The 21,571-nt window shown below is 66.1% G+C and carries 14 protein-coding genes and 1 pseudogene; 10 read left to right on the top strand and 5 right to left on the bottom strand.

Annotated elements, in window-relative coordinates:
* The first annotated feature begins 141 nt into the window (after positions 1-141).
* Positions 142-2,115 carry a hypothetical protein gene (locus DAT35_RS29290; RefSeq protein WP_199243032.1) on the top strand — a complete coding sequence of 658 codons (1,974 nt, stop codon included), beginning with the start codon at positions 142-144 and terminating at the stop codon, positions 2,113-2,115.
* A 241-nt stretch (positions 2,116-2,356) separates the two neighbouring features.
* On the opposite strand, the gene DAT35_RS29295 is transcribed toward DAT35_RS29290, so the two are convergent.
* From DAT35_RS29295 to DAT35_RS29310, 4 genes are all read right to left on the bottom strand, one after another.
* Positions 2,357-5,443, bottom strand: coding sequence for a hypothetical protein (locus DAT35_RS29295; RefSeq protein ID WP_108071097.1), 3,087 nt, complete (start codon positions 5,441-5,443; stop codon positions 2,357-2,359).
* Between the two features lie 8 nt (positions 5,444-5,451).
* On the bottom strand, positions 5,452-6,564 hold the full coding sequence (locus DAT35_RS29300) for an NAD(P)/FAD-dependent oxidoreductase (RefSeq protein ID WP_108071099.1): 1,113 nt from the start codon (positions 6,562-6,564) through the stop codon (positions 5,452-5,454).
* Between the two features lie 9 nt (positions 6,565-6,573).
* A complete protein-coding gene (locus DAT35_RS29305) occupies positions 6,574-8,472 on the bottom strand; it encodes a LodA/GoxA family CTQ-dependent oxidase (protein WP_108071101.1) in 1,899 nt (632 codons plus the stop codon).
* 179 nt (positions 8,473-8,651) lie between these two features.
* Positions 8,652-9,062, bottom strand: a complete 411-nt coding sequence (locus tag DAT35_RS29310) for a TSUP family transporter (protein ID WP_369946150.1) — start codon at positions 9,060-9,062, stop codon at positions 8,652-8,654.
* A gap of 361 nt (positions 9,063-9,423) precedes the next feature.
* Here DAT35_RS29310 and DAT35_RS29315 point away from each other — a divergent pair, with 361 nt between their 5' ends.
* Positions 9,424-11,016 (top strand): kelch repeat-containing protein, encoded by a 1,593-nt coding sequence (locus DAT35_RS29315; protein WP_233261781.1) that lies wholly within the window; start codon positions 9,424-9,426, stop codon positions 11,014-11,016.
* Between the two features lie 256 nt (positions 11,017-11,272).
* On the top strand, positions 11,273-11,668 hold the full coding sequence (locus tag DAT35_RS29320) for a hypothetical protein (RefSeq protein ID WP_108071107.1): 396 nt from the start codon (positions 11,273-11,275) through the stop codon (positions 11,666-11,668).
* A 260-nt stretch (positions 11,669-11,928) separates the two neighbouring features.
* Here the strand turns inward: DAT35_RS29320 and DAT35_RS29325 are convergent, their stop codons facing one another.
* On the bottom strand, positions 11,929-13,599 hold the full coding sequence (locus DAT35_RS29325) for a serine hydrolase (protein WP_233261782.1): 1,671 nt from the start codon (positions 13,597-13,599) through the stop codon (positions 11,929-11,931).
* 459 nt (positions 13,600-14,058) lie between these two features.
* Between DAT35_RS29325 and DAT35_RS29330 the strand changes: the two are divergent.
* The 7 genes and pseudogenes from DAT35_RS29330 to preA all read left to right on the top strand — a co-directional run.
* A pseudogene (locus DAT35_RS29330) lies at positions 14,059-14,277 on the top strand (fructosamine kinase family protein); the annotation flags it as partial.
* Positions 14,278-14,483: 206 nt separating this feature from the next.
* On the top strand, positions 14,484-14,936 hold the full coding sequence (locus DAT35_RS29335) for a MarR family winged helix-turn-helix transcriptional regulator (protein ID WP_233261816.1): 453 nt from the start codon (positions 14,484-14,486) through the stop codon (positions 14,934-14,936).
* Positions 14,937-14,963: 27 nt separating this feature from the next.
* A complete protein-coding gene (locus tag DAT35_RS29340; RefSeq protein ID WP_108071114.1) occupies positions 14,964-16,316 on the top strand; it encodes a S41 family peptidase in 1,353 nt (450 codons plus the stop codon).
* Between the two features lie 247 nt (positions 16,317-16,563).
* Positions 16,564-17,676, top strand: a complete 1,113-nt coding sequence (locus tag DAT35_RS29345; RefSeq protein ID WP_108071116.1) for an ABC transporter substrate-binding protein — start codon at positions 16,564-16,566, stop codon at positions 17,674-17,676.
* A gap of 122 nt (positions 17,677-17,798) precedes the next feature.
* Complete coding sequence (locus DAT35_RS29350) at positions 17,799-18,614, top strand: alpha/beta fold hydrolase (protein WP_108071118.1); 816 nt, start codon at positions 17,799-17,801, stop codon at positions 18,612-18,614.
* Positions 18,615-18,717: 103 nt separating this feature from the next.
* The gene (locus DAT35_RS29355; RefSeq protein WP_108071120.1) at positions 18,718-20,067 is read left to right on the top strand and encodes an FAD-dependent oxidoreductase; all 1,350 of its coding nucleotides are present in this window, start codon (positions 18,718-18,720) and stop codon (positions 20,065-20,067) included.
* 3 nt (positions 20,068-20,070) lie between these two features.
* Positions 20,071-21,462, top strand: a complete 1,392-nt coding sequence (preA, locus tag DAT35_RS29360) for an NAD-dependent dihydropyrimidine dehydrogenase subunit PreA (protein WP_108071123.1) — start codon at positions 20,071-20,073, stop codon at positions 21,460-21,462.
* Positions 21,463-21,571 lie beyond the last annotated feature (109 nt).

The raw sequence follows: 21,571 nt of genomic DNA on the forward strand, positions 1-21,571 counted from the left end.
GGTCTTCATATTCTGGCCCTCTCTCTCACTCTTGGAACCGCCGAAGCAGCCCCGGCCCCAGCCCCAGCCCTGGCCAAGAGCGTCACCACAGACAACCTGACTGTGTATTCAGGATCGCGGGCCACCTCTCCAGAGCAGGCCTTGCGCGACAACGCAGAGCGCTTCGGCCTGCCCGCCAGCCTCGAGAATCTGGTCCTGGTCCAGGTGAAGGAGTCCCTGCTCGGCAAGCACTACCACTACCAGCAGACGCTGCTGGATCTGCCCGTTGATGGCGCGGAGATCGTCGTCTCGCTCGGCAAGGACGGCCAGCTGCTGCAGATCTACAACACGAGCCGGCATGTCAGCGAGGACATGGAGGAGGCGGCGGTCAACCAACTGCATCTGAAGGCGCAGCTCTCCAGCGAGTCCGCCCTCGATCGCGCCTGGACCAACATGAGGGTCCAGAATCCCCTCGTCGACCTGCCCAAGAGCGAGCAGGTCTGGGTCCCCGTCAAGGACGGCTTCCAGCTCTCGTACAAGGTGTCCATCTCGGCGCAGATGCCTACCGGCGGCTTCGTGCAATACATCAACGCCCAGGATGGCAGCCTGATCGACTCCTACTCCACGTCCATGCCGCGCAACGGCAAGTTCGAAGAGCGGACCCTCGCCGCTCGCCAGCTGGCACTCGGCTCGCCTCTGGATCGCAAGGCCGAGACGGCCGCCATCGAGCGGCAGAAGCGCCTGGCCCAGCCGGTGACTTCGCTCGCGCCCTCCGGCATCAACGGCTCCGGCTTCGTGTTCGATCCGGATCCGCGAACCACGCTGAACGACGACAGCCTGACGGACACCTCGGCCGCGTCCGCCTTCGATAGCGCCTATTTCAACAAGCCGCTGCGCGACATCACGCTCAGTGGCGGCGTGTATTCGCTCGCCGGCCCGTACGTCAACATCAAGGACATCGAAGCGCCGAACACCGCGCCTTCCACCACCACCAACGGCGCCTGGACTGCCAAGCGTGGCAGTGATGCGTTCGACGACACCAACGTCTACTTCCAGCTCGATCAGAACCAGCGCTACATCCAGTCGCTCGGGTTCACCAACATCATCAACCGTCCGTTCGATGTAGACACCAACGGTGTCAACGGTGACGACAACTCGCACTACAGCTACAGCAGCGGCACGGACTACCTGGCCTTCGGTCATGGCTGCGTCAACGACAGCGAAGACGCCGACGTGATCCTCCACGAGTACGGCCATGGCATCCAGCGCAACATCAACACGAGCTGGTCCGGTGGCGACACCGGTGCCATGGGCGAGGGCTTTGGCGACTACTGGGCGGGTTCGTATTCCTACAGCACGCCGAATGGCCCCACGTATCACCCCGAGTGGGTGTTCAGCTGGGACGGTCACAGCAACTGCTGGAGCGGCCGGGCGCTGAACCGCACCGATGCCAAGTACAACAGCTCCAGGACCTATAGCGCGCACCAGTCGATCACCGAGGGCGGCGTCACCTTCGCGTCCGACGAGCTGTGGTCCGCGCCCTTGTTCCAGGCGCTGACCAGCCTGATGGCCAACGGCAAGTCCCGCGCGGATGTCGACAAGATCATCCTCCAGGCGCACTTCGGCCTGGGCTCGGGCGTGAGGATGCCGGCGATGGCAACGGCCATCGTCAACGCCGCGCACAACCTGTTCCCGAATGATGTGACCTACGAGGACACCTTCAAGGCGAAGTTCCAGGCACAAAACATCATCAGCTCGCTCCCCCCGGGCCCGACCATCAACGAGACCGAATCCAACAACACCCAGGCCACGGCCAACGTGATCTCCACCACCAACACCACCGTCAACGCCGCGATCGCTTCGAGCAGCGATGTCGACTTCTTCAAGGTCACCCTGCCGGCGGGCAAGACCCTGACCGCGACGATGACGCCCAACTCGACCTCTGACTACGATCTGGAACTGTACAACAGCGCGGGCACCAAGCTGACCTCGAGCACCGCGGGTACCGGCGCGGTGGACGTGGTGACCCGGGCCAACAGCGGCACGACGTCGGTCGACCTCTATGTCAAGGTGATCTACTACAGCGGCGGCACCGGCTCGACCAACGGGAAGTACTCGCTGGTGGCTGCCTGGTAGTTGGCTGTCCGTTGTAGCTCGAGTTGAGAAGAGGCCCACTTGGAATCAGGTGGGCCTTTTTTCATGTCCTACGCCTGCTGCCGCAACGCCTTCCAGGCCCCGGTCCTTCAGTGACACCTCGGGGTGGAAGAGGGCGGCCAGGGCGTCTCCGGTCGCCCCCTGCTCAATCGCCTGGAGGAGCGGAGGCCGTGCGCTCCTGGCGTGTCCGCTCCCCCCGCTGAGGCGGCTCCCTTTCAAAGGCCTACTTCGGAGGCGGGGCGTAGTTGATCGGCTGGGTCGCCTCACTCAGGACCATGGTCCAGTTGTTCATCAGGTCCCGCGAGTTGGCGGGGTTGGCGATATTCTTGAGGCCGAGGTCCGTGTTCAGCCGGCTGGTCATGTAGATCAGCCGCTGCATGGCTGGTCCAGGCTGACCGCCGTTGAGCGTCGCCGCCTCGTTGAAGCGCGCGGCCAGGTACGGCGGAGGCACCGACTGGTAGTTCAGCCGGACTCGCACCCACACCGCGTTCGTCTCTGATGTGTCACCCGGCAGGGGAATCTTGTAGGTGATCTGGTCGGAGCCCGTCTTGTAGACGCTGGTGTAGTTGGTGTCGTTGGCCAGCTCCGAGCCGGGCACGGTGCTGCGGGGGGCCGTGAGCTTGGCCAGTTGCAGCAGGTTGAGTCCCAGGCGCGTGTCCGAGGCGTTGCGAGCGGACGGGGGAACCCACTTCTTGGGCAGGATGCGGTTGTCTTTGACGGGGTGGAAGATCTGTAGCTCCTTCGAGGTGAGCGCGCCCTGGTCATCCGTCGCGCGCAGCTCGTAGATCTGAACCTGATCCTGGCGGGTGATGGTCTGGCGGTGGGGCTGGAGCTTGGTGGGGTCGGAGGTGAACTCGGAGTCGAGGACATTGCTGCCATCCGAGTTGCAGGGACCATTGCAGATGGCGCCGTAGGCGTTGGGCTGACCGGAGGCCCAGAGCACGCCGCCGAACTGGTCGAGCAGCTCGAGCTCGAGGAAGGCGCGGCGGAAGGGGGCTCCACTGGGGAACTTGTGGCCCGCGTTGTTGGTGACGGTGACGGTGGCGGTGAGTGTCGAGGGGTCCACCTTGACGCTGTCGAGGGACACCTGGACGGCGGGCTTGCCCACTCCGGCCTGTCCCTGAGCCTGGTTGAGGGCCAGATCCACGATGGACTGCTCGGCGTTGAGCAGGTTCTGCGCGATGATGTAGTTGCGCGGGGCCTGCTGGATGCCCTTCCCCGGTATCGCGACCGACTGCTGGGTGCCGTCCGGGAACTGGAGGGTGATGGACAGGTCGTCCATGGACGCTTCGACCGCATCGAAGTAGTTCTGGGTGCTCGTGGGATAGGCCGCAGTCGCCTGGATCTGGATCGAGCGAGTCCCCTTGGTCAGATTCAGCGTGCCGGAGACGGGCGTCCACGTATACGAGCTCAAGGGGTTCCCCTTGACATTCCCGTTGTTGTCGCCGCCCATGGGCTGGAAGGTGAGCGATGGCGTCACACAGATATCGAAATCGGTCGGGATGTCGCAGCGCACATACCCGCCCACGAGCGCTTTCACCGAACCCGTATCAATCTGGCTGGCGTAGGCCGAGAGATCCACTGTCATCTGGACGACTCCGCCAAAAGAGAAGAAGTACTGGCCGCTGTGCGGAGCGCCCTTCCCATAAACGTGATCGTAATGCACCCCATACTCGTTGGTCGATGTCACCGCGGTGATGTCGGAGTTAGTGGAAATGTTGGACTGGTTGATCAGGCTCCAACCGGCGGCATTTCCATCCTCGGCGCCCGGGTTGGGAACGAGGTTCGACGTGGGAAAGGCCGGCTGGTTCTGGAGGTACGGGGGCACGACGGAGTTGGCGTCCTTGTAGAACTGGATGCCGAGCACGTCGGAGAACTGCTGAAACATCTCGTGGACGAAGAGGTTGATGCCCAGCAGGGTGTGGCGGTTGTACTGACGCGGGGTGAGCTGAGTGTTCTTCCCGTAGTACTTGGCCAGATCGGCGTTGTACTGGGCCACCTTGATGTTGCCCTCGTCATCGTGCGTCGCGGCCACCTGCATGTGGCAGGTGAGGCAGGTGGCGGTGCCGGAGGAGTAGCCGCTGTTGAGCCACTCGAAGTAGGTGGTCTGCTCATAGTCCAGGCCGACGCACGGGTCGGTGAGGTAGTCGCCGGTGAAGGTGGTGTGGCTGGAGTCGCAGCTGGCGGGGCGCTCGTAGTTGGGGGGGATGGCCAGGTCCTTGCCATAGGTGGTGGGGACCTTGGGCAGGATGACGGCGTGGCACGAGCCACACACGGTGGCGTCGCGCAGGTAGCTCTGAGGCGTGAGGTTGCCCGAGCTGGGCTGGGTGGAGGCGGTGGCCAGCGTCAACCCCAGGCTCTGCATGGGAGCGGTGTTGAGCTGGGTGTCCGGGCCGACGATGTTGCCCGGGCGCGTGTTGTTGGGCGCGCTGAAGGGGAAGGGGGGCGGCACCACGGTATCGGTCATGCCCTTGAGGCGGTTGCTCAGGTTGGCGCCAAACACGTTGTTGTTGGGATCACCGTAGAAGAGAGAGTAATCCTGGCCGTCCCAGGGCAGCTTGTCCGGGGTGATGCTGTGGCAGGAACTACAGGAGATGCCGTCCCGGGCCAGGGCGCCGTAGGTGGCGTACTGAGGCTGCGTGAGGGGATCATTGGGGAACGGGTTGGTGTACCCGGAGCCCTGAGGGGTGGAGTACAGCATGGAGTGGCTGAACTTGAGGTTGTTCTTCTCGGCCTGGCGCTGGGCCATGGGCGAGTGGCAGCGGAAGCACAGGTTGTCGATCTCCACGGGCTGGATGGAGGAGTTGAGCTGGCGCGTGGTCTCCACCTGAGCCAGGAAGACAGGATCCCTGCCGGCGAGAGCCTTGATGGAGCCACTCCAATCGCCGAAGAGCGACCAGTTGGCGGCGATATCATGTGAGTTCTGAACCGAGGGGTCGATGCTGTGGAAGCCCTGGGCCCAGAAGGTCATGTTGGGCAGGTTCTGGCCGGTGACCGTCCAATCACTGTCATGGCAGCTCTGGCAGACCAGAGAGGAGCTGAAGTTGCCGGAGGAGGGATTGCCGCCGTTGTCCGCGATATCCAGGTAGCGGGCGGGGAACGGTGCGAGCTGCGAGCGAGACACCGCGGGCAGGGGCTTCTGGAGCAGCGACGAATAGAAGTCCAGGAAGTTCTTCACGCGGGGGTGATTGTCCGGCAGCGGCTGGGAGAGCTGGTTGCCTCGCTGGTAGACAGGGGAAGGGTTCGTAAAGCCATCAGCGGCGGCCGTGAAGGGCAGCAGGGCGGCGATGGCCAGCACGTATCGAGTCATGGGTATTTTCATGCGGTTACCTCGGTTCGTCCACGGTTCTTCCAGAAGGGCGCCTCGGACCACCGCGTCTCCTGGCGATAGAAGCCCCTGCGGATCGCCAGGTGCTCCTGGAATTGTTCGCGCACTCGCGCGGCGTAGGCGTGCAGCCCCGCGCTATCGCCTCGCGCGGCTCGCTCCAGCGCCTCGGTGGCCATGACCGCGGAGCGCAGGGCCTTGAGGATTCCCTGTGAGGAGAGCGGGTCGTACGTGCAGGCCGCGTCTCCCACGGCGATCCAGTCCTGGCCCTGCACTGGATCCAGAAGCGAGACAGACGCGGGCAGAGCGAGCAGTGACGCATCGGCGAACGCACAGCCCGCGAGCCGCTGCTGTGTCATCTGGGTTTGCTTCAACAACGAGAGCCATGGCTTCGGCTCGTGCTGCTTGAGGCCGCGCAGGGATTCGCCGTCTCCCATCAGGCCCACGGCGACCCGGTCTCCCGGTAGCCGCGCGGAGTACCACCACCCCTCGCGGCACGTCTCCACGAGGGTGTACGTGTCGAAGGTCTTCCCGGGCGGGATGTGGAAGAACCCGTAGAATCCCAGTGCGCGATCCGCCATGTGCCTGCGTGCGCCTCGGGAGCTGGCGAAGACAGCGCGCCGCCCCGTCGCGTCCACCACGAAGCGGGCCTGGAGCGTGAAAGGAGTTTCTCCGGTGGCCAGGTGCAGGGTGTAGCCACCCTGCGAGTGAGGCTCCCAGCGTACGGGCTCCGTATCCATGAGCACGTGCGCTCCGCGCGCACGCGCCTCGGTGGCCAGCATCCGATCGAATCGTTCCCGGTCCAGGTGCCAACCGGGGCCCCATGGCGAGAAGAGATAGTCGTTGTAGCCGGGAGTCGCGCTGCCCCAGCAGGAACACGTCCCCTGCGAGGGCAGGTGCTGATCCTTCACGAAGGCCTCCCAGATTCCGAGTTGTTGCAGGAGGCGGCGGCTGTCCGGAGACACCGTCTCCCCAATCCGGGGCGGCTGGTAGGTGGAGCGCTCGACCAGCGCCACGGAGAGGCCCGTGTGCTGGCGCAAGAGCAAGGCGGCGGCAGCCCCGGCGGGACCTCCGCCGAGGATGGCCACATCACAATGGCTGAGCATGGCCGTGCTCTAGAACGTGGGGTCCGGCGTGTCGAATGTGGGGTCCGGCTTCTCGGGAGAGAGCCGCTCCACCTCGACGAAGGGCGGCGTGCCTGCCTGCTGCACGATGAATCCCAGGTCCTTCCAGTTGTAGATCATCAACACGTCGTCTGCATAATTGTCCGCGCCGTTACCTGAATCGTTCCGGGTCCAATACTTCTGGGTATCGGGATTGTCCTTCGGGTAGACCATGTAGGGCCGTTGTGAGGGCCACCACCAGATGTTCTTGTTGTCGATGTACTCGTCCGAGCACTCATTGTAGTCGGCCTGCCAGGGCAGGGCCATGTACCGGGTGCAATCCCCGGGCTCCAACCCCTGGCTCAAGTCCTCGCTCAAGCTGAGGCCCTGGGTGTCCGAGAGCGGCTTGTGCTTCAGCCGGAAGGGCCGGCTGTAGATGGCCGGGTTGCGGCTGATCCACGTGATCTCGATGCCTGGGCAGAAGGGGCCTCCCACGCAGTTCTCCAGCACGGCGCGGTCCAGCTTCTCGCCGTCGCCGGAGTTGTCTACCGGCGGGTTCGTATCCACCTGCCCATTGTTGTATTGCGACAGCAGGAAGTACTGGGTCTGTGTCAGCGTCAGGTAGTTGCGGCGATCGTAGTTGTTGAGGGGGTTGTCACCCGCGAGCTGCGGCATCTGCCCGGCCCGGTTGAAGTCCCCGGGCTTGCGCAGGTAGTCGAAGAAGTTGGAGCCCGGATCGCTGTTGGCCGCGTTGTGCGCTTGCACACCCTGGGCATTGATGTCGGCGACCCAGCGGTAGGCGGCCGGACGTTTCAGGATGGGCTGGATCTCCGCCTGGATGTTCGGGGTGTAGCTCTCGTTGAACTTCCCGTTGGAGTAGAGCGCCGGGTTGTAGCCGAACTCGCGGACGGCGACGTCGTACAGGGTGTCATAGAGCGTCACCATGTTGAGGAGCTGCGGCGCGTACGCGGGGGGCCCCACGAGCACCCAGGCAGGCTCATTCACCGTCACTCTGTCGCCATTGTAAAGGATGAGCGTGGCCGTGACGGGGCCGTCCGACGTGTCGTCGAACCAGTAGTTGTTGTTGGCGTAGTCATCGATCCGAGGCTGCTGCGCCGCGGTGATGAGCTTCGGCCCCCACGTCTTGTAGTCATCCGTGTCTGCGCCGAGCACCTTCTTGAGATCCGCGTCGAGCGAGGCGGAATCGGTATAGGCATTGTTCTGGATCGGCTGGAGCTTTTCGACGACATCCGAGGGAAGGGGATTCGTGTCGAGCGTCTCCAGCGTGTCGAGCAGCTCGGGCGACAAGGTGTAGGGGTATCTCGCGTCCACGCCGGAGTTGCCATAGCCCCCGGCGACGATGAGGCTGCCTTCGGGCTCTGTCTGGAGCTCTCCCAGCGTGGTGATGCCGTTCGGCGTCAGCGCCGGGGGGAATGTCTGGGCATAACCCGCTGGCCCCTTGCCCTGGGCGAACTCCGCCTGGGTGGTGCCACTGGTGCAGCGGACCGTCTGCGGGCCCGGGTCGATGATGAGCTTCTTGCGGTCGTCCCCCACGGTGAGCGGGTTGCGGTAGGGGTGGTTCGCATCGTAGCCGTTCTCCCCATAGAGTTGGAGGAACTTGCGCCAGGCCGCCTTTTTGTTGGCCAGACGCACCTTCCACTCGATATCGACGATGCCATTGGGATCGAACTGGAGCAGGCGTCCGTTGGGGCTGTTCTGGTCGTAGACGTAGACGCTGAAGCGGGCCGCCTGCCTCCGGATGCGGTTCTGGTTGTCGCGGAATTGCGAGACCGGAGTGCCGTTCGTTTCCTGGGGCAGCCCGCCCGCGGTGACAGGCGCGAGGTAGTAATCGTCACTGTTCCCCACCCGCGCGATGCCGATGGCAGGGTGAATCTTGTAGGTCGTGCTCACGGTGGATTGCCTCCCCGCTGTTCGCGGTCCATGCGCCGGCCAGAATGCCGACGGACTGCCATAAAGGCAACGTTCGTGCCGTGAGCGCTGCCTTCGGGGGAGGAGCTTGGAGCGTGCCGCTGACACGCCTCCGAGGGCCGCTGACACGTCAATGCTGTCTGCTGACATGTCAGCGGAGTCTATTGATATGTCAACGAAGCCCGCTGACATGCCGGGTCCCGTGGCTCAGAAGGACTGTGGAGGGTGCGGGCTGGTGCAGAGGGGCGGAGGAGGGCCGCTGAAGGGTGGCGCCGAGCAGTGCACCAAGCCGGTGGACAGGCCGTGCAGCTCGCATTGGGCACACGACTGCTCAGGCTGCGCTTCCCACAGGGGCGAGGCCCCAGCTTGCGCAACATGGCGAGCGCCGAGTACGCCATCACCCCGCTGAAGACGACGTACAGCCAGCGCCCGCTGACGAATCCCGCGAGCGCGGCCCCCGTCAGGGCCCCGGCGGTGGTGGCCAGCTCGAGGAACATGGCCATGCGCAGGTTGGTGAGACGCTCGCGCACATAGGCGGCCGCCGCGCCACTGGAGGTCGCGATGACGGACACGATCCACTGTCCCGAGGCGCGCAACGAGGTACCGCGGCATTTCGTCCGCTCGCCTGGCTACTTCGCTATACTGGGGGCCCGCGCCGGCATCCCGGGGAGGCCCGGCCAAGGAGGAGCATGGTGGCCAGCAGGGCTTGGACGGTGCAGGTGTTGGCTTCGCGGCCCCGATGGACACGGCAGGACCGGACCGGGTGCCACTCCGCGTCAGGTCTCGCAGAGGCTGTCCTTCTCGCATGACCAGACACAGAGAAATGTTCCTCCTGAAACAATACCAATAGACGAAAAAGCTGCTGGATCGGAACATCCCGAGTGCTGCACGGAGCAGCGGTTGGCGCACGCCGCCGACAAGGAACCAGAACACATGCGAACCGTGAAACTCGTTGCTTCCCTCGCCGTTGCACTCCTGATGCCTGCCTGTGGTGGGCACGCCTCCCAGGAATCACCCCAGCTCGCCACGAGCGTCTCGGCGCTGACCTCCGCCGCTTCGCGCGGGTGCACCTTCACCGTCTCCTACAAGGAGGTCATGCCCCCGATCCCACCCACGTACGTGCCCGTCATCACCCGGCAGGCCTCGGCCTCGTGTCCGTGGGGCGCCGGGAGCGCGGAGCTCCCAGGCGCCTACTCTCCTCCCCAGGTATCGATCGCCGCGAATGATCTCGGGGTCGCCGTCAGCTACACGTACAAGTATTCGCCGAGCGGCTCCGCGGGGACGTGGCTGCAGATCGTCCACCTGGACCCCCAAACCCTGTCGGTGGTGCGCTCCGAGTCGCTCCAATCCCACTACAATACCCGTCCCAGCTATGTCAGCGGCGAGCTGTCCATCCTGCTCGATGGCACCACCCTGAAGGTCAAGGGCACGAAGGGCGCCAACTTCCCGGGAGAGGAGACCTGGGGCGGCGCCTATTTCGTCGCGACCTACCCGAACTTCTTCACCAGCACCACGCCTCCGAACATCGTGGTTTCGGAGACCCCGGAGCCGAGCGGAGTCGGCACCTGGAGCGTCAACGGCAACCTGACCACCGCGCGGTCCGACCACTCCGCGACCCTCCTCAAAACCACGGGAGACGTGCTGGTGGTGAGCAACGCCACAGCGGAGGTCTACAACCCTTATTCCAACATGTCGCAGCCCACGGCGGCGCCCATCTACGCGCGCATCAAGCACGTCGCGACCCCGCTGCCCTCGGGCAAGGTGCTCGTGACGGGTGGATGGACCGGCTCGGCCCCGCTCTACTGGCAGTACACCTCGGAGGTGTATGACCAGGCCACGGGCGCGTGGACCTTCGCGGGCTCCATGAACACGCCGCGAGGCAACCACACGGCGACCCTGCTCGACTCGGGCAAGGTGCTGGTGGTGGGCGGCAACTCCACGAATGGACTGACGAGCACCGCGGAGCTCTGGGACCCGGACACGAACGCGTGGAGCAACACGGCCTCCGTGTCCGTACCTCGCAGTGGCCATGTCGCGACGCTGCTCTACTCGGGCAAGGTGCTCGTGACGGGTGGCACAAACGCGTCGTCCGTCACGCTCCAGGACGCGCAGGTGTTCGACCCGAGCACGAATGCCTGGTCTCCGGTGGCGGCCATGCCGCGGGCGCGCAGTGGCCACCTCGCCGTCCGGCTCTACTCGGGCGCGGTGCTGGTCCTGGGCGGAGGCTCCGACGCCGTGGACCTCTACGATCCGTATAACGACGTCTGGACCTCGGGCGCCACCCTCTCCTCCGGCGGCTCGGCCGTCAGCGCGACGATGCTCTACTCGGGCGAGGTGCTGGTGACGCTCTCGAACGGGCAGGCGTTCGTGTATGACCCGTCGGCGAACGTGTGGACCTTCGCGAACACGCTGTCGGCGCCGCTCAACGGCCATACCGCGACGATGCTCCACACGGGTCAGGTGCTCGTGACGGGTGGCTACACCTCCGGTACGTCGGTCACCACCGTGCAGCGCTACACGCGCTGAGCGGGCACGCCCCTCCAGCCGCGCCCACCAACCCCCTTCAGCGAGAACACGGGTGGCGGGCGCGAGCCCCATCACGCGCGCGGCGCACAGCGTGCTTGCGATGCCTTCGATCGCGCCGGGAAGCAGCAGCGGCCAGCGGAGTGAACAGTTCCCCGGGGCAGGAGCGCTGGCGCATTCGTCAGGATGTCCGGACGACTCCCTGTCCAGTACCGGTCCGGCTTATGCTCGTCCCAGACGCTAAACTCGTGAGCCCGCAATGGACGAGACGTCGCTCAAGGATCAGAGCTCCGGCGCTGCCGGAAGGGTCGAGACCACCAACCTAGAGTTGCTGGCTCGTGTCTTGACTCCTTTCCTGACAAGGCGGTTCGCCAACGACGACACGCTGAGCATCCGAATCAAGAGTGCCTGGGACGAGCTACGTATCGACGCCACCCACTTTGAGTTCTACCTCGACGGGCCCGGGAGAGGCGCTCGGCGTCAGGGAAACTTCAGTTGGTTCACCTCGTCGCTGAAAGGACCGCGGGATGAGGCCAGGAGGTTCTACCAGCAGCTCAGCGACACCCTCCTCGAGGGGGGCATCCATCACGACATCACCTTTTGCTACGACGACGAGGACGGTGAGTACATCGAGGAGGAAACCGTCAGGCGGTAGGGAGTCCATGGCTCGTGTCCGCACTCTTCTTTGACAGTCATCAGCACGGTCACGCAGATGATGGCGAAGATGAAGCTCGCCCCGTGCTCAGCTCGCGAGGCCATCGAGCATCTGGGGCGTGGGCTTTTGGAGCACCGTGCGTGCTCAACTCACGGATGAAGAGCTCGAGTTCCTCGGATTCTGACCTGGATCGCTTTCAATCACCTTGCTTCCGGCGACCCGAACGCCGAGTCCGGCGGGCTCCTGGTGGTCGCGCCGCGCTACCACCGCCACAGCGCGAACGAGAGCAGATTGAACGTCGCGAGCCAGGCCCCCAGGCACACAGCGGACGCGGACCCCAGGAGGCAGCGCCACCTGGCCACGGCCGCGGGCTCCTCCCGCCAGGTGCGCACGCTGAGGACGAGGCCGGCCACGCCGAACGCCGGGAACAGCACAGAGGCAGCCCAGACCCCCACCGTCTGCCAGTTCACGTGCGCGAGCAGGGTCAGCTCGAGGTTCGCCGCGCAGACGATGCCGAGCACCAGCGACAGCAGGGCGAGGGTCGGCAGGCGGCGCACCCAGCGGTTGCGCAGCGCGGTGCGTCGCCCGAAGGGTGTGCTCAGCAGGAGGGCGAGTGACAGCAGCACGCTCGCGAGCGGGAGGAGCGCCGCCGCCATCGAGGTGCGCTGCAGGTAGTCGCCTCCCGTCTCGAGTCCCACGGCCGCGCCGTCCCCGTCGCGGACCACGACCCCGTTGACCACTTCTCCGTAGTCGACGTCGGAGAGCAGTCCATCGCCGTGGTGCTTCAGCGTCGCCTGGTAGCCGAAGCCCGGCAGGAAGGGCTCGACCGTCAGCGTGTCGGCCTGCGCCTTCACGTGGCCAGCATTGAGCAGGTAGGTGGGGAGGCTCTGCAGCGAGATGCGCGGATTGACCTGGCGGTACCAGCCGTCGACGTCTCCTGCGATGGGGCGATGGGCCGGCGCCGGCGGATTCCAGTGCGTCTGGTGGGAGATGAACTCGGCGAGCGGCTCCTCTAGCTTGCGCAGCTCGTTCTCGCTGTTGAGCAGCAGCACGTAGCCCATGCCCTGCTCGGCGTGGAAGTGCATGCTCGCCCTCGCGCCCAGCACGCCCCCGGTGTGGCCCTGCCAGAGCGCGCCCCTGACGATGCGGTGGTGCAGCCCGAGCCCCGCGCCGTAGGCCAGCCCCGCCCGGGTGCCCACCGTCGACTGGGCCTGCTTCATGGCGCGGAGGGTCTCAGGTCGCAGCACCCCGGGTGCGGAGGCGCCGTCGGTGAGCACGAAGCGGCCGAGCCTGGCCAGGTCCGTCGCCGTGCACCACAGCGCCCCGTCGGCCTGGGTCTGCTCGAAGAACACAGGAGTGCGGTGCATGTCGGAGCCGCTGTGGCTCTCGGCGTGGTCCCGCTGGGCGGCTTGCGTGGCCAGGGCGGCGATTTGCGTGATGCCCAGCGGCCTCAGGACCCGCTCCGAGACGACCTCATCCCAGGGCTTCTGGTAGTGGGCCTCCAGGATCGCGCCGAGCAGCACATACCCCGGGTTGCTGTAGCCCTCGTGCATGCCGGGCCGCCAGCGCACCACCAGCGGCTCGGGGTTCTGGAGGATGCTCTCGAGGTGGCGCCCCTGTCGCTCGACGGGGCTGAAGAACGCCTTGGCGTGCGTGTCGTCGAAGCCTGCGGTGTGGGTGAGCAGGTGAATCACGCGGACTGGGTCACTGCCTCCGAATGGGTTCCGGATGGGCGCCTCCGGCAGCAGTTCCGAGACCGGGGTCTGCAGCCCGAAGTGGCCCTGCTCGACCAGTTGCATGATGGCGATCGCCGTCACCACCTTCGTGATGGAGCCGAGGCGGAAGAGCGTGCCATCGGTGACGGGGACCCGCGTGCCGTGGTCGGCCAGCCCGATGACCCCGCTGAGCACGGTCCCCTGACGGTCGAACACCGCGTAACTCGCGCCCGGGATGTGGTGCTCCTCGAGCAGCGCGGTGAGGGACTGCCGCAGCTCGGCCGCCGTCGCCGGTCCCGGCTGCGGGGGGGGCGGTCGTTCCGAGGGCGAGCATCGGGACGAGCAGGGCGAAGACCCACAGGGGGGGCAAACCTCTTCATCGGGAGGGGGCAAACCTCTTCATCGGTTCTCTGGGGCGGCTGAGGGGAGGCTCCGAGCGTCCTGGATGCCGGAGGTGCTCGGAGTCCGAGCACGTGCTCGTTCAGCACTGACTACGACGCGGCTCCCAGACGATTTCGCGGCGACGACCGAAAAACTCCCTGAACCGTGAAGGGAGCGGGAGGCGAGCGGGGAGTCGGGCTCACTGGGGAGGCTCGTGCGCTCACGAGGCACGGGCACCTGAGCGCCCGGGGCCTTCTCGCTGCGGGGACCTCCGGATGACATCTCGACCCCGCCGTCTACTACGGCCACCCCGAGTTGAAGTTGGCCTACATCGACTTCTTCGCGCCGGTGCCGGAGGAATTCTTCCACGGCTACCAGGAACTCGCCCCCGTGGACCCGGGCTTCGCCGAGCGGCGCGAGTTGTGGCGCATCCCCGCGTGGCTCGCGATGGTGGAGGTGGACGGAGCCCAGTACCTGGAGGCGCTCACGAAAGCGCTACGAGCGTATGAGTGAGAGTGAGCCTGCCCTGGCTTTGTGGCGCTCCCTCCGTGTGCTCGCCCGTCTTGGAGCGCGCTCCCGGCCGGTCTCGGACGTCCGCTGGGTCAATGCGATTGTCTGGGCGTGATGCTTTCGCACTTCACGAGGGTCCTCTTGACGAGATGTAACAGCGCTTATATATCGTGGCCATGGCTCCTGCTTCACCGACGTTGGGCACGCTCGTGCGGCACTTGATCGAACTGCTCGACCAGGACGTCGAAGCGGCCTATGCGGCCGCCGGGCTGACGTGGCGACCGCGCTACACCCCTGTTCTCCGTGCCCTCATGGCAACCGGGCCCTCCTCGATCCGGCTGTTGTCTCGCCACATCGGTATCAGCCATTCGGCCGTGAGTCAGACCGTGTCGCAGATGGTCAAGGACGGGCTGGTGGAGCTCAGGCCTGGCGAGGATGCGAGGGAGCGGATCGTCGTGTTGACCGGGCGGACCGAGAAGATGATCCCGGACCTGCAGCGGCAGTGGGCCGCCACCAACGCCGCCGCGGCTCAGCTGGACGCGGAGCTTTCCGCTCCGCTGTCCCGGATCGTCGGCGAAGCGATCGAAGCGCTCACGCAACGTCCCTTCGGGGAACGGATCCAGCAACAAGCCAAGGCATTGGCCGCGAAATCCAAGTCGTAATCAATCCTTTCATTGTCGGAGTTGCTCATGCGTTTGAAATTGATTTCAGCCGCCGCGATGGCGCTCGTCCTGGTCGGCGGCCCCACTGCCGCGGAGGCTCAGGTGCGCACGCCCGTGACAGAGGCCAAGGTGACGCAAGTCCTGTCGCCGGTCCAACGTGACGCGGTGCTGAGTGCCGTCAAGGCCGCCTACCAGAAGGCTTATGTGTTCCCAGAGAAGACGCCCGCCATCCTCGCGAGACTGGACAAGGCCAAAGCGGCCAGACGGTACAACGTCGAGAATCCCAATGAGCTCGCCGGCCTGCTCACCAGCGACCTGCGGGAGGCGAGTCAGGACAGCCATGCGTTCATCGAGTACAACCCGCAGCGCTATGCTGCGGCGACAATGCCGGCCTCGGGCCCGCCCGGCCAGGACCTGGCGGGCTTCGACGCTGCGGCCGCGCGCCGGGATAACCATGGCCTGACCGACATGCGGATCCTGGCCGGGAATGTCCGCTACCTGCGAATCGCCGGGTTCCACTGGATCAGCGACGAGACCGGCCAGGCCTATGACGAGGCGATGCGCTTCCTCAAAGGCGGCGACGCCGTGATCATCGACCTGCGCGGAAATGGCGGCGGGGCCTCCGAGGCGGTGCAGTATCTGGTCAGCCACTTCCTGAAGCCTGGAACGCTCGAGATCACCTTCCTTCATGCCGGGCGCGAACCCGTGCAGACGCGGGCACTCGACAACCTCCCGGCGGGTCGGATGCTGGGCAAGCCGCTCTACGTCCTCATCGACCAAGGCTCGGCTTCGGCGGCCGAGTCCTTCGCGTACGACGTGCAGCAATTCAAGCTGGGCAAGCTGGTCGGCTCGGGCACCGCCGGCGCGGCCAACAACAACGATTTCGTGCCGATCGCGCCGGGCTTCATGTTGAGCGTCTCGACCGGGCGTCCGGTGCATCCGGTCAGCAAGACCAACTGGGAGGGCACCGGCGTGACCCCGGAGATCGCCACCTCGTCGGAGCAGGCGCAGGACGCGGCACATGCGCGCGCACTGCGGGAGCTCCTCGCGGCGAATCCCGACCCCAGCGTCGGAGCCGACTACACCTGGGCGCTGCTGGCGCTCGAGGCGCGCCTCCATCCCGTCACGCCTCCCGAGGCCACGCTCCAAGCCGCGCCCGGTACCTACGGCAAATACGTGGTGACCGCCGAAAAGGATGGCCTGTGGATCGCACGTCCCGGCCATCCGCTCTGGCCGGCGCCACGGCACCTGACGCCGTTGACGAACGGTGGCCTGTTCGCGGTGGACGGGGTCGACATGCTTCGGATTGGCCTCAAGCCGAACACCCTGGAGCTATGGTGGAAGGGCGAGGCCACGCCTCGTCTCCTGACGCGGGATTGATCGACGTGGGACGTTGGCGCCCGGAACTCAACCCGCTCCGGCGGCCGTGAGCACCTGGCCGCCTGGGTCTCCGACTGACCTGGCCGGCCTTCCAGCTTTCTTATGCGCTGGGAGCTGCTCTCCCGGCCGTCGCGCTGTAGTGATTGGTTTCGTCCCCCACATCAACCTCCGCTGCCGGCTGACCGGGACGTTCTCTCTGCGAGCCGGGCAAACTGCACCCGAATCGTCACACGGGAGACGCCAACGCATGAATACGCCACCATCGCCACCTGGAGCGGAGCGGACTGACGGATCATCCGTCCAGATCGGCGCTCTCGTTCCGCTGACTCGGCCTGGGTGGGTCGAGGCAGGCCAACACTTGCTCGCTGGACTCGAGCTGGCCGTTCGCGAAGTCAATGACGCCGGCGGCATCACCGGAAGACCACTCGAGCTGGTGGTCCGAGACACCGCGGCTGATCCACAGAGGGCCGCGGCGGCCGTAGACGAATTGGCTCGCCTGGGCGTGGCTGCCTTGGCGGGGGAGTATCACAGCGTCGTCGCTCGCGCCGCTGCCGCCAGGGCCGACGCCCTCGGCATGCCGTTCCTCTGCTCATCAGCGGTTCTCGACGCGCTCACCGAACAGCCAACGGAATGGGTCGCGCGCCTCGCCCCGGCGCAGTCCCACGGCTGGCAGATCTACGCAGACTTCCTCCTCAGCGCGGGCCACCGTCGAATCGCCGTAGCCGTCGAGTCGAGTGTCTACTGGGCATCTGGGACCCGCATTCTGCGGGACTACCTCGCTCCACGCGGCGGCACCGTCATCGAACTCGACATGCGCACGCTCGCCCTCACGGCCGTGTGCGACGAGCTCGTCCACAATCGCGCGACAGCCCTCCTTCTTCTGGTCGGCCACCCGGAGCCGGCAGTGTCGATCGTCAAGTCCGTCCGCCGCGACCAGCGCCTCGCCGAGATCATGATGGGTGCTCCGGCCGGGCAACCGGAGTTCGCCGAATGGGCGACATTGCTGGGCGACGACAGCGCCGGGATCCCGTTCTTGCGCTACCTGCCCGAGCGCCTCAGCCCACTCGGTGCACGAGTCGAGACGGCCCTCCGCGAGCGGCTGGCCAAAGCGCCCTCCTTCGTCGCCTTCGAGGGCTACGACACGGTCGCCGTCCTCGCCGATGTGCTGCGTTCTCACGGCGCGGAGCGGGCGCGCACTGCCGAATCCTGGCCGCGCGTTGCAGTCGAAGGCACCCGCGGGCAGATCCAGTTCTCCCGCACGCCAGGCATCAGCGTTTGGCAGTGGGCTTGGGCGCCAATCCAAGTCGTTGAGCGAGATCCGGCGGAACCCGATCGCTTTCGGATCCTTCACGCAGGCTGAGAGACCACGGAGGTCCGACTGCCCAGATCTGTCCGAACTTGACTCAGCGGCATGGCCATTGGAAAAGCTTGCCACCCGCGCCCACCCGACCATGCGGCATCGCGCTCGCCACAGGTTTGAAGATGGAAACACGCTACACGCCATCCGGCGTCCGGATGCGACGTCACTCGACCCGTCCAGGCCCCCTGAACTGGCTGCTGCTGCCCGGCGGCCCGGGCATCGGTTCGGAAAGCCTGCAGGAACTGGCCGATGTCATGGACGTGCCGGGCTCGATCTGGCTGATCGATCTGCCCGGCCACGGCTCCAACATCGCGCGGCAGCACGATGACCCTTATGCCCAGTGGCCGCAGGTACTCGTCGAGGCGGCCGAGGCGGTGTCCGATGCGGTGTTCCTCGGCCACTCCACCGGTGGCATGTACCTGCTTGCCACGCCGCAACTGAAGGGCCTGATTCGTGGCATGGGTTTGCTCGATACGGCGCCGGACAGCTCGTGGCACCCGAAGTATGTGGCGATGACGCAGCAGTACCCGCTGCCGGCGTTCGAGTGCGCGGCCCTCGCCTACGCGCAAGAGAAGACCATCGCGAACCTCACCGCGCTGGCTGTCACCTCCGCGGAATGGAACTTCACCCCGCCCGCCCTGGAAGCCGGCCGCGCCCTGCTGGCGCGCATGCCATACAACATCGATGCCGTCGAATGGTCCGACGCGCATTTCGACCACACCTACACGGCACAGTGGTGGCCCACCGATATCCCTGTGCTGCGGCTATGGGGCGAGTGCGACCGCATCGTCAGCCAGCACGGATGGGCTGCGTCGGCCTATCACACCCCCAACGTGCTGGCGCGTTCGATCCCCCAGGCGGGCCACTTTCCGTGGATCGACCATCCGGTGGCGGTGACCGCGGCCTTTGTCGAATTTACTCGGCGCTTGCTTTCGTGAGGGAACTCCGGGAGCGCGTCGCGACGCATCAACCCACCGAACTTGACATACGTGAATCATCGCTGCGATCTTTCCGGCTTCCCCAAAAGTTTCCGGAGATCCGATGTTCCCGCTTCCCGTGCTGCCGAGCGGCAGACTCGAGCAGCGCTTCAGCGAGATGAAGCCGGCGTACAATCCCGCCGAGGCCGTCACCGAAGCCAACCGTTGCCTGTATTGCGTCGACGCGCCGTGCATCAAGGCGTGCCCGACCGGCATCGACATCCCCAACTTCATTCACAAGATCAGTACCGGTAACACCACCGGCGCCGCGCGCACCATCTTGAAGGAGAACCTGCTGGGGGCCTCCTGCGCCCGGGTGTGTCCTGTCGAGGTGCTGTGCGCCGGCGCGTGCGTCTACAACGCGTGGAGCCGCGAGCCGATCGCCATCGGCCGCCTGCAGCGCTTCGCCATCGAGTCGGCGCTGGCCTCCGTTCCCATGGGCAAGCTGGTCGCCGCCAGGAAGCCACCCACCGGGAAGAAGGTGGCGCTCATCGGCACCGGCCCCGCCTCGCTGACCGCCGCGGGCCTGCTCGCGCTCGAGGGCCACCAGTCGGTGCTCTACGAGAAGAAGGCCATTCCCGGCGGGCTCAACACGCTGGGCATCGCGCCCTACAAACAATCGGGCCAGCAGGCGCTGCAGGAAATCGACTGGATCTTCTCGCTCGGCGACATCGAGCTGCGGAGCGGCGTGGAGGTCGTGGCTGGTGAGGCGGGCCAGGGCCAGGTCTCCGCACAGGCGCTGCTCGAGGAGTACGACGCGGTGTTCCTCGGGCTCGGCCTGGGGCCTGACTCCGCGCTCGGCGTGCCGGGCGAGGTGGGCGACGGCGTGTGGGGGGCGGTGGAGCTCATCGAGCGCATCAAGGCAGCCCCCAAGTTCTCCGTCTCGCACGTGGATCGCGCGCTGGTCATCGGCGGAGGCAACACCGCGATCGACATCGCGCACGAACTCAAGCTCCTCGGCCTCAGCGAGGTGGCGATGGTCTACCGCCGCTCGGCCAAGAACATGTCTGGCTATGAGCACGAGCTCGCCCGCGCGCGCGAGCACGGCGTGCGGCTCATCGAGAACCGCGTGGTGAGCGCCTTCCACCGCGATGGCGCCGGCAAGCTGACCGGCGCCACCCTGTCCCGCGCGGAGAACGGCAGGGCGGTCGGCGGAGGTGAAGAGCATCTCTCGTGCGAGCTGGTGGCGCTGGCCATCGGCCAGGCCACGGCCACCAGTGTCGCCGGGGGCTTCACCGGCGTGCAGGTCGATCAGAAGGGCCGCGTGGTGGTCGACCCCCAGACGCACCGCACCGGCCACGCCAGGGTGTGGAGCGGCGGCGACTGTGTCAACGGGGGCAAAGAGGTCGTGAACGCAGTTCAGGAAGCAAAGATTGCCGTGCGGGACATGATCCGTGCGCTGGGAACGAAGTGAATCATGGCTGATCTGAGCATCGAATTCTGCGGCATCAAGTCGCCGAACCCGTTCTGGCTGGCATCGGCGCCTCCCACCAACTCCGGGCCGCAGATCATGCGCGCCTTCGACGCGGGCTGGGGCGGCGCGGTGTGGAAGACGCTGGGTGACCCCATCACCAACGTCACCTCGCGCTTCTGGAGCCACGACTACGGCAACACGCGCATGATGGGCCTCAACAACATCGAGCTCATCACCGACCGGCCGCTCGAGGTGAACTTCAAGGAGATGTACGAGGTCAAGAAGCGCTACCCGAAGAACACCGTCATCGCCTCGCTGATGGTGGAGACCCGGGAGAACTGGAAGGAGATCATCCAGCGCGCCGAGGACGCCGGCTGCGATGGCCTGGAGCTCAACTTCGGCTGCCCTCACGGCATGTGCGAGCGCGGCATGGGCAGCGCGGTGGGCCAGGAGCCCAAGGTGCTCGAGGAGATCACCCGCTGGGCGATGGAGTACGCGCGCACCCCGGTGATCATCAAGCTGACGCCCAATACCGGTGACATCAACGAGCCGGGCGAAGCGGCGGCGCGTGCGGGCGCGCCTGCGGTGTCGCTGATCAACACCGTCAAATCTCTGCTGGGCGTGGACCTGGAGCGCATGGTCCCCAACCCGCGAGTGGGCAACCAGTCCACCAACGGCGGCTACTGCGGCCCGGCGGTGAAGCCCATCGCGCTCTTCATGGTGAGCCAGCTGGCGAAGAACCCGGCCACCAGACACATGGCCATCTCTGGCATCGGCGGCATCTCCAACTGGCGGGATGCCGCGGAGTTCATCGCCCTGGGCGCCACCTCGGTGCAGGTGTGTACCGCGGTGATGCACTACGGCTACCGCATCGTCGAAGACATGCTCGAAGGCCTGTCGGACTTCCTCGACAGCAAGGGCATGAAGTCGGTCAACGAGCTGCGCGGCCGGGCGGTGGGTGCGTACGCGGAGTGGGGCGACCTCGATCTCAACTACAACCTGAAGGCGCGCATCAACCCGGACACCTGCATCGGCTGCAACCTGTGCCACGTGGCGTGCATGGACGGCGCGCACCAATGCATCTTGATCCCCGGGCGCACCGTCGAGCAGCACCAGAAGGCCGGCCACACGCACATCCCCGCTTCGATCCCCGAGGTGCCGGTGAAGGCCGCGGGCGCGGTGGGCCGTTTCCTGCCGGTCATCGACGACCACGAGTGCGTGGGCTGCAACCTCTGCCACCTGGTGTGCCCGGTGCCGGGCACCATCTCCATGGTCGAGGTGCCCGGCACCATCGGCAAGAAGGAGACGTGGAACGATCGAGTGGCGCAGGGGCGCGACATCAACCCCGGCTCGATGGAGTCGACACTCAGGAAGCGCGGCTTGTCCGCGAAGTGAGCGAGCGGCCTCCAGCGCGGGCAGGGCCCGCACCACCCGCTGGAGGGGCACACTGAGGGCACATGCGCCCCACCTTCCCGCCTGCGGCCCACCCCAAGCCGGGCGGTGT

Source organism: Vitiosangium sp. GDMCC 1.1324, from assembly GCF_003044305.1.
Classification (GTDB): Bacteria; Myxococcota; Myxococcia; order Myxococcales; family Myxococcaceae; genus Archangium.

Bases quoted from the DNA above. Each gene is read 5' to 3' on its own strand.
- DAT35_RS29315 (WP_233261781.1), top strand. From the start codon at position 9,424: ATGCGAACCGTGAAACTCGTTGCTTCCCTCGCCGTTGCACTCCTGATG.
- preA (WP_108071123.1), top strand. From the start codon at position 20,071: ATGGCTGATCTGAGCATCGAATTCTGCGGCATCAAGTCGCCGAACCCG.
- DAT35_RS29345 (WP_108071116.1), top strand. From the start codon at position 16,564: ATGAATACGCCACCATCGCCACCTGGAGCGGAGCGGACTGACGGATCA.
- DAT35_RS29320 (WP_108071107.1), top strand. From the start codon at position 11,273: ATGGACGAGACGTCGCTCAAGGATCAGAGCTCCGGCGCTGCCGGAAGG.
- DAT35_RS29350 (WP_108071118.1), top strand. From the start codon at position 17,799: ATGGAAACACGCTACACGCCATCCGGCGTCCGGATGCGACGTCACTCG.
- DAT35_RS29355 (WP_108071120.1), top strand. From the start codon at position 18,718: ATGTTCCCGCTTCCCGTGCTGCCGAGCGGCAGACTCGAGCAGCGCTTC.
- DAT35_RS29340 (WP_108071114.1), top strand. From the start codon at position 14,964: ATGCGTTTGAAATTGATTTCAGCCGCCGCGATGGCGCTCGTCCTGGTC.
- DAT35_RS29295 (WP_108071097.1), bottom strand. From the start codon at position 5,443: ATGACTCGATACGTGCTGGCCATCGCCGCCCTGCTGCCCTTCACGGCC.
- DAT35_RS29300 (WP_108071099.1), bottom strand. From the start codon at position 6,564: ATGCTCAGCCATTGTGATGTGGCCATCCTCGGCGGAGGTCCCGCCGGG.